Source organism: Butyrivibrio sp. INlla16 (assembly GCF_900104155.1).
In the GTDB taxonomy this organism is placed as follows: Bacteria; Bacillota; Clostridia; order Lachnospirales; family Lachnospiraceae; genus Butyrivibrio.
This window is the reverse complement of sequence record NZ_FMYB01000097.1, coordinates 1-6,337: the sequence shown is the minus strand read 5'-3', so window position 1 is coordinate 6,337 and position 6,337 is coordinate 1. Positions and strand designations below refer to the sequence as shown.

Below are 6,337 nucleotides of genomic sequence, written 5' to 3'. Positions count from 1 at the left end.
GTGCTACTACGAATATTTCAGCGAAGAAATACGCAAGCTCAAGGCAGTTCTCGACAACGAGATCAACAGCGGGAACTTAAAGAGCGAAGATCTCAAGACCACCAAAAAGCTAAGAACCTGGGTCAACAATACACCTTTATATCTGCAGCTGCAGTGGTTTGATACAATCGAGCAGGTAGAGATATCTACCAAACTCCGCAGTCGCAGATGGAATACAGAAATAACCTCCTGTGATGCGCTCTATCTGGAAAAAATAGGCCTAAATCAGGAGTGATGATTTGAGTACACATTTAACGACTTTAGGGGTGTTAAGAGAGAAAAAGCTGCCACAATTCTAGTGTGTCAGCTTTTTCATAACTATCCTCTTTTCTCTATTGCCATCGAGTTCTTTTCTAAAGGCCTCATCTTTGCGGCACGTCACATGATCATATCCTCATCCATTGTTTCCAACAAAAAACTTACCGGTCTGAATCCATCGTTACAGGAAATCATTGCTGACTTTGGGTTCTTCATCCATCCGTCATAGAAATTCTCACCACCATGAGCCAGTGTCATTACAAACGGCGACACGGTTTCCCATGCACTCTCACAGAAACCCTCCGGTCTTTCCCATCCATTGCATATGAAGCTCTGTTCAAGCCTCATGCTACACGCATGTTCTATCGGATTTTCATACTGTTCCATCAGATCAGAATACTGAGCAATCTTTTTTACTGTGATCCTTACTTTCTTCATCATGCCTCCGTTACATCACCATAATCAGCGTGCCTGCTCCAATCAGCACACATCCTATAAGAGACTTCGTTGTAAACTCCTCATGCAGGAAAACAAATGCCAACACAAGCGTAATGACAACGCTCAATTTGTCTATAGGAACAACCTTTGATGCCTCTCCCATCTGCAAAGCTTTGTAATAACATAGCCATGATGCTCCTGTAGCCAGTCCCGAAAGGATAAGAAATATCCAGCTCTTTCTGCTTATGGTATTGATGCCACCCTGAGCATTGGTGACAAAAACCATAACCCAGGCCATTACCACCACAACGCATGTCCTTATTGCTGTGGCAAGATTCGAATTAACTCCATCTATACCCACCTTTGCCAGGATAGATGTCAACGCAGCAAACACTGCTGAAAGAATTGCAAATAACAGCCACATATCCTCAATCCTCACTCCCTGTATTTATCCAGTCCATCATTTCCTTATTGCGTTCCAACAGGTTATAGATTCCGTCCTCTGACAAAACACCACGCTTCAGTCTCTCAGGAAAAGTCCCTTTCTCATCCATGGCGAAATCGTCCTTCCACTGCTGGCTTGTATAGTATTCCTCAAGTCTTTTGATATCGGACTGGAGTTCCTTATACTCTTCTATTTTCGCTTCCAAAACATCAAGCCTTGCCGTCGCTTTATCAAGGAGAGCTTCCATCTGATATATATGCTGTGGTATGTTTTCACTGGCAAGCCTTCTTTTGAATTTATTCTTACTCCCGTTGTACTTTTTCTCCACCTCGTAATCAGGCACCCAGATCTGTGCCTCATTTATCTTATCCAAAACAAGCGACATAGCTTCTTCATCGCTAATGCCTTCATTTACCTGCTTCTTGTATGCCTGGTACATCCACTCCGCTATCTTTGATTTCTGTTTATTCTTAAGCTGGCCATAGCTCTTGTTCATCTGAAGGAGTTTGCCATTTACCATTTTGTGTTTACTCATATGTCCGTTCCCATCTCATCGTATCTTATCTTATGAAATATTATACTCGCATTCCGGCACCACAAGCACCTATTTTAGGCAGATCACGATTTCACTGAATCTTCACACTTTCCACACAGAATTTTAGTTTGGCTTAAGTAAGATTAGTTATCATAAGAACATCAAGAGGAACACAAAACCTCTTGGAACCCCTCATAAGAACACTTTTCTTCATAAAACACAAGCTGCCAGAAACATGACAATCTGGCAGCTAACCCTCAAAAACTCAGCTGCAGAAATGCAGCTTTTATATTAATCACCCAAAACTTACTTTACCATCTCCTGGTATATCTGCGATACCACGTTATCAATATTCCTGCTTCCTATATATCCGAAAGGAATATTTTTCTCCCTGACAACAGCCACGAATTTCTTATAGCTGATATGGTTAATGTAGTCAGTAAAGAAGTATACCCTATCCTTACCTTCAAGCATTCCGCTGTTTACAGTCTTATATGCATCCGGATGGACAAACAGCCATTCAGGGAACATCTGCTTAAGCTTGTTCTGCCAGTTAACATGCCCACCAATGATAACGATCTTCTTATCAGCAATGGCCTCCTTAATTTCAGGAAGCTTGTTCTCCTCTACAACATCCTCTTCATGCTCGGAGTTATATGCATATTCGCGGAGGGCAATAAGCTCATCTCGCTCAGCCTCATATTTTCTAACAAGCCCCTCTGTCTCCTCCGAAGAATGCTTGGCATTTCTGTACTGCTCACGGAGGTACTTATTCTCCTGTTCCTTTTCATTCAGCTTCTTTCTAAGCTCAGCTATTTCGGATAGATAATCTTCTGCGCTTACATTGCCCTTGCTGACAGGGGCCACATTTGTTGCCGGCTTCTTCTCAGGCTTTTTGTTCCTTACATTCACAGTCATACTAGCAGGATTAAAAAGAGCTTCATCAAGATTCATCTCATCAATATCCTCGCCTATAAGATATCCTGCTTCGTAATCAAAACTGTCTGCAACATCCGTCAATGCAGATGACAGATCATAGATATTTGTATAGAACTGGACTTCCTCAAAAGTAAACTCTCTTTTGGGTTTCCATGATTTCAGCATGGCAAGAGTACGTATGAACTGTGTTCTGAGTCCCATGTTATTCTCAATGCACAGCTGATGGTAATCCGCAACATATCCATGCTGTCTAAGGCACTTCCCTACAAAATCGAAGGTATCCCAGTACTTTACGTTATGCCTGTTGTATGGAAGGTTTTTCTTTGCCTGTTCGGAAATCCACTGATCTACCTGCTCTGTACACTCATCAAACAGGCCGTCTTCAAACATTTCATACTCAGTCTCTTCATCTTCCTGGGCAAGATACTCTTCACGCTTTTTATTCAGAAGCTTATACACAAAAGAACAGTTTTCATGCAGCTCGATCCCCATAAAAGGGCACATCCCCATCACTCTTCCGATGGCCGGGTAACTACTGTCCGTATACTCAGTCTCCGTAAGTGAAAAGATCTCCTCCGGGGTGATCTTCCTGAACCTCTTTAACTGGTTGTACTCTTTTTTGTGGTAAACCTTATAAAGATTCTTGATGAGCTCGAGACAATAATCATCACCAATTTTCGCCCCATTATAAATAAGTCTCATGACGCTTCCCTGCATGGCATCAAGTGGTCTGTGTGTTCTGAAAGACGAATCACCATACCACGCAACATGCTGAAACTCGTCAAGCTTGGCTCTGCAGTTCTTCAGAAAATCCTGCTCGATAAGCGCAAAATCAAAGTGCATGTTCCAGGTGATAAAATCCATCAGAAAGAAAAAGTCCACGCCGGTTGTATCAGGTGCGACCACATTCCCATGTTCTTTGCTGAGCATATCTTCAAACACAATAGCTGCCAGTTCTTTTTTATTCTGAAAATCAACAGAATCAAAGTCGTCTAAAAACTCATCATCATACTGACCTTCATAAAATGAATTACTAAATGGTGGTCTCATTTCTCTACCTCTGTATCCTGTCCTGATTTCTGTAAATCATAGCATATTTTCAGGCTTGCTCATCCTGCCTGTCCATCCAAGGCTCCTTGCCCAGGTCCTGGTCTCAGCCTTTTCCTCCAGATCATCGCCTGCCAGCGTCTCAAGCATTTCATAAAAGCCGCTTATCCCGCCTACATCATCAAGGACATATAAACCGTCTGCTGCCACGCATTTCGGATGCTGTTTCACATCCACATATGCAAGCACGCTGCGAAGTTCCTCATCCATAGCCTGGTCCCCGTTGTAATATCTGTAACGCTCAAGGCCATCATTCTCATTCATGATATCGATCACGAAAGCCTTGCATGTTGTCAGGTCTGCATTAGTCTTTCTGTCATATTTATCCATCACGGTAATCTTTACGCACCAGCCATCGCCATAATCATACAGATAATAAAGCGTATCAAAAAGCGGTGTGAGTCTCGGGTTAAACTCATTAAAAAGCCTGTGGCATCCGTCTTCATATAGCGGAATCATATAATCTGCCCTGTCCAGCCACTCCTCAGCTGTTCTCCCGGTCTCATCCATCAGCCCGTCGGCATTCCCGAAATAAAGCCTGTCTTCCACATTATTTCTGTTATGGCGCCATAATTTCAGGTTATCTGCTGCCTCAATATAATCCTTAACTGTCTGCTCACCCAGACCTGCTATCTTCTCATCGATTCTCTTCTTCTTTTTATCAAGTCTCTCGAGCCATTTTGCATAAGCTTTTTCCCTGGCCTTCCCTGCCCTGGGCGCCTTATCTGTCAGAAGCTCACCAAGCGTAAGTCTTTCATTCAGGAAGTTCAGATTCTCCTCCATAATGATCTTGCTGTTCATTTCATCAAGTGACATGTCAGATGTGAATTTGGGATAATCCTCTGAAAACTTCTTCACCTGTCTCTGCGAATCAAAATATGTCTCGCATACAGCCTTCTGAAAATATGGTCCTTCATATTTCCTTTTGAGCCAGCTTTTTACACTCTCGCCTTCCTGGTAATCATCATCCCAGTAAAAGTCTGTGGAATCATCCGCAGGAAAATGTAAAAGGCTTCCGCACAGATTTTTCCATCCTCCTACCGTCCCTCTCGTAATCCCCTGGAACTCATCCTTGGATATACAGAAGTTATGCAGGTGACCGTTCTGCCAACCAAAAAGCCTCTGTATCATGTAATGCATTGCATGAAGATTCATTGTGCTGGGTACCAGGACTTCCCGGGATATTCCCTCTTTGGCTTTTGCAAGTTTCAGAAAATCACGCTCTTCATCCGCATCAAGACCAAGCCCGTTTTCTCCCCACATGAAATGATCCCTTAATTCAACCTTCAACCTGTATACTGATTCATTATTCAAAAACGGATTTCGTTCAAGTTCTTCTTCGGTGTGGGGCTTTATGTTTATATTCCCTTCGCCCTGCGCTCCGTTCTCCATCAGGTAATCAATATCAATGCCCCGTTCTATAGTCATGGCAGCTTCACCCTTATTTCTCATGTTCTCAGCTGCAACATGCATACGGTCACGATACTCTTTTGATTTCAGGGCATCCGTTGAATCCGATTTACCGTACTGACCACGGGTATATGGTAAAAACGTCTGTATTGTCCTGACATCCTTCCCCAGCTTCTCAGCGATTTCCTCTGTTGAAAAGCCCTGCTGCCGAAGATCTGCTATCTGCTTCGTCCTCTTAGAACTCCACAGTCCTTCCGTTATCAGAACCCTCTGCACCCTCACCTGGGTGGTATTAAGTTTTTTTGCAATCTGGGCTATTGACTTAGTAGTCTCATACTCGTCTATAATAGACTGGTAAAGCTCATCAACTTCGTCGTTATCCGGCATCTTTTCCATCACAGCTTTCGCTTCCTTTCGATAAGTTAGTAGCTACTGAACTAAAGATATCGTTTATCGAGTTTCGTGTCAACCTAGGTTTTAGAATTGAAATAATTTGCTGATCTCTTTCCCTATCACTAGGATGAGACCAGCAAAATTTATGCCCTACATATCAAATTAAATGATTTTTTTATCGTACTATATAAATTTATATCTACCATCTCCATCAACTAGAGCAACTAATGAATGACGTAAAGGCTTAGATATTTTCTCAAAATCATCTCCGAAAGCATCCTCCCATGACACAACTTCATTTGTTTTCTTTCTAATCAACTTTGGCTTCTTTTGGGAATAATATGCATACACATCCTTCGCATAAACTGTCTCTATGTAATTATCAATTTCATCAATCTTAGCCTTTGTTCTGGATGCATCCTCTTCTTTTGAACTATTCTCAGAGATAAATTCTAATTCATATTTTTCAGGCTCTTCTGGCATGAGTGTGGTTAGTTAAATACGCTGAAGTCCTCATGCCATGCGGCTTAAGCGTACTTTACACGGTTGCGATTTGGTAACGGTATTTTCAGGTCAGAACAGTATAGCAAAACCATATCGATCATACTGTCTACGTCCCTGAATCCATACGCCTTCCGGATAAGCAATTTTATCTTGTTGTTGGTTGCCTCAATGCGGGCATTGGTCACACCAAGCTCGATAGTGTTAAGGATATGATCCTTGTGGCGCATGATCTTTCTCTGCAGCTCCACAAACACCGGGATCCTACAGTG

7 protein-coding genes and 1 pseudogene are annotated in these 6,337 nt (G+C 42.4%); 1 reads left to right on the top strand and 7 read right to left on the bottom strand.

Annotated features, from left to right (window positions below; translation table 11 throughout):
- Positions 1-274: pseudogene (locus BLR42_RS23215) on the top strand (transposase); the annotation flags it as partial.
- Between the two features lie 143 nt (positions 275-417).
- On the opposite strand, the gene BLR42_RS21510 reads toward BLR42_RS23215, so the two are convergent.
- The 7 genes from BLR42_RS21510 to BLR42_RS21480 form a co-directional block, all read right to left on the bottom strand.
- The gene (locus BLR42_RS21510; RefSeq protein WP_330387423.1) at positions 418-738 is read right to left on the bottom strand and encodes a TIGR04076 family protein; all 321 of its coding nucleotides are present in this window, start codon (positions 736-738) and stop codon (positions 418-420) included.
- Positions 739-745: 7 nt separating this feature from the next.
- Positions 746-1,159: an EamA family transporter gene (locus BLR42_RS21505; RefSeq protein ID WP_091822486.1), complete on the bottom strand. Its 414-nt coding sequence runs from the start codon at positions 1,157-1,159 to the stop codon at positions 746-748.
- Positions 1,160-1,163: 4 nt separating this feature from the next.
- The gene (locus BLR42_RS23750) at positions 1,164-1,715 is read right to left on the bottom strand and encodes a DUF4298 domain-containing protein (protein WP_242879470.1); all 552 of its coding nucleotides are present in this window, start codon (positions 1,713-1,715) and stop codon (positions 1,164-1,166) included.
- 306 nt (positions 1,716-2,021) lie between these two features.
- Positions 2,022-3,704 (bottom strand): hypothetical protein, encoded by a 1,683-nt coding sequence (locus BLR42_RS21495; protein ID WP_091873634.1) that lies wholly within the window; start codon positions 3,702-3,704, stop codon positions 2,022-2,024.
- 36 nt (positions 3,705-3,740) lie between these two features.
- Positions 3,741-5,567, bottom strand: coding sequence for an IS1096 element passenger TnpR family protein (locus BLR42_RS21490; protein WP_091873632.1), 1,827 nt, complete (start codon positions 5,565-5,567; stop codon positions 3,741-3,743).
- Positions 5,568-5,747: 180 nt separating this feature from the next.
- On the bottom strand, positions 5,748-6,047 hold the full coding sequence (locus tag BLR42_RS21485; RefSeq protein ID WP_091873631.1) for a hypothetical protein: 300 nt from the start codon (positions 6,045-6,047) through the stop codon (positions 5,748-5,750).
- Positions 6,048-6,091: 44 nt separating this feature from the next.
- Positions 6,092-6,337: transposase (locus BLR42_RS21480; protein WP_139165242.1), on the bottom strand; the 246-nt coding region annotated here is incomplete at its 5' end.

Coding starts and splice junctions, on each gene's coding strand:
- BLR42_RS21510 (WP_330387423.1), bottom strand. CDS start 738: ATGATGAAGAAAGTAAGGATCACAGTAAAAAAGATTGCTCAGTATTCT.
- BLR42_RS21505 (WP_091822486.1), bottom strand. CDS start 1,159: ATGTGGCTGTTATTTGCAATTCTTTCAGCAGTGTTTGCTGCGTTGACA.
- BLR42_RS23750 (WP_242879470.1), bottom strand. CDS start 1,715: ATGAGTAAACACAAAATGGTAAATGGCAAACTCCTTCAGATGAACAAG.
- BLR42_RS21495 (WP_091873634.1), bottom strand. CDS start 3,704: ATGAGACCACCATTTAGTAATTCATTTTATGAAGGTCAGTATGATGAT.
- BLR42_RS21490 (WP_091873632.1), bottom strand. CDS start 5,567: ATGGAAAAGATGCCGGATAACGACGAAGTTGATGAGCTTTACCAGTCT.
- BLR42_RS21485 (WP_091873631.1), bottom strand. CDS start 6,047: ATGCCAGAAGAGCCTGAAAAATATGAATTAGAATTTATCTCTGAGAAT.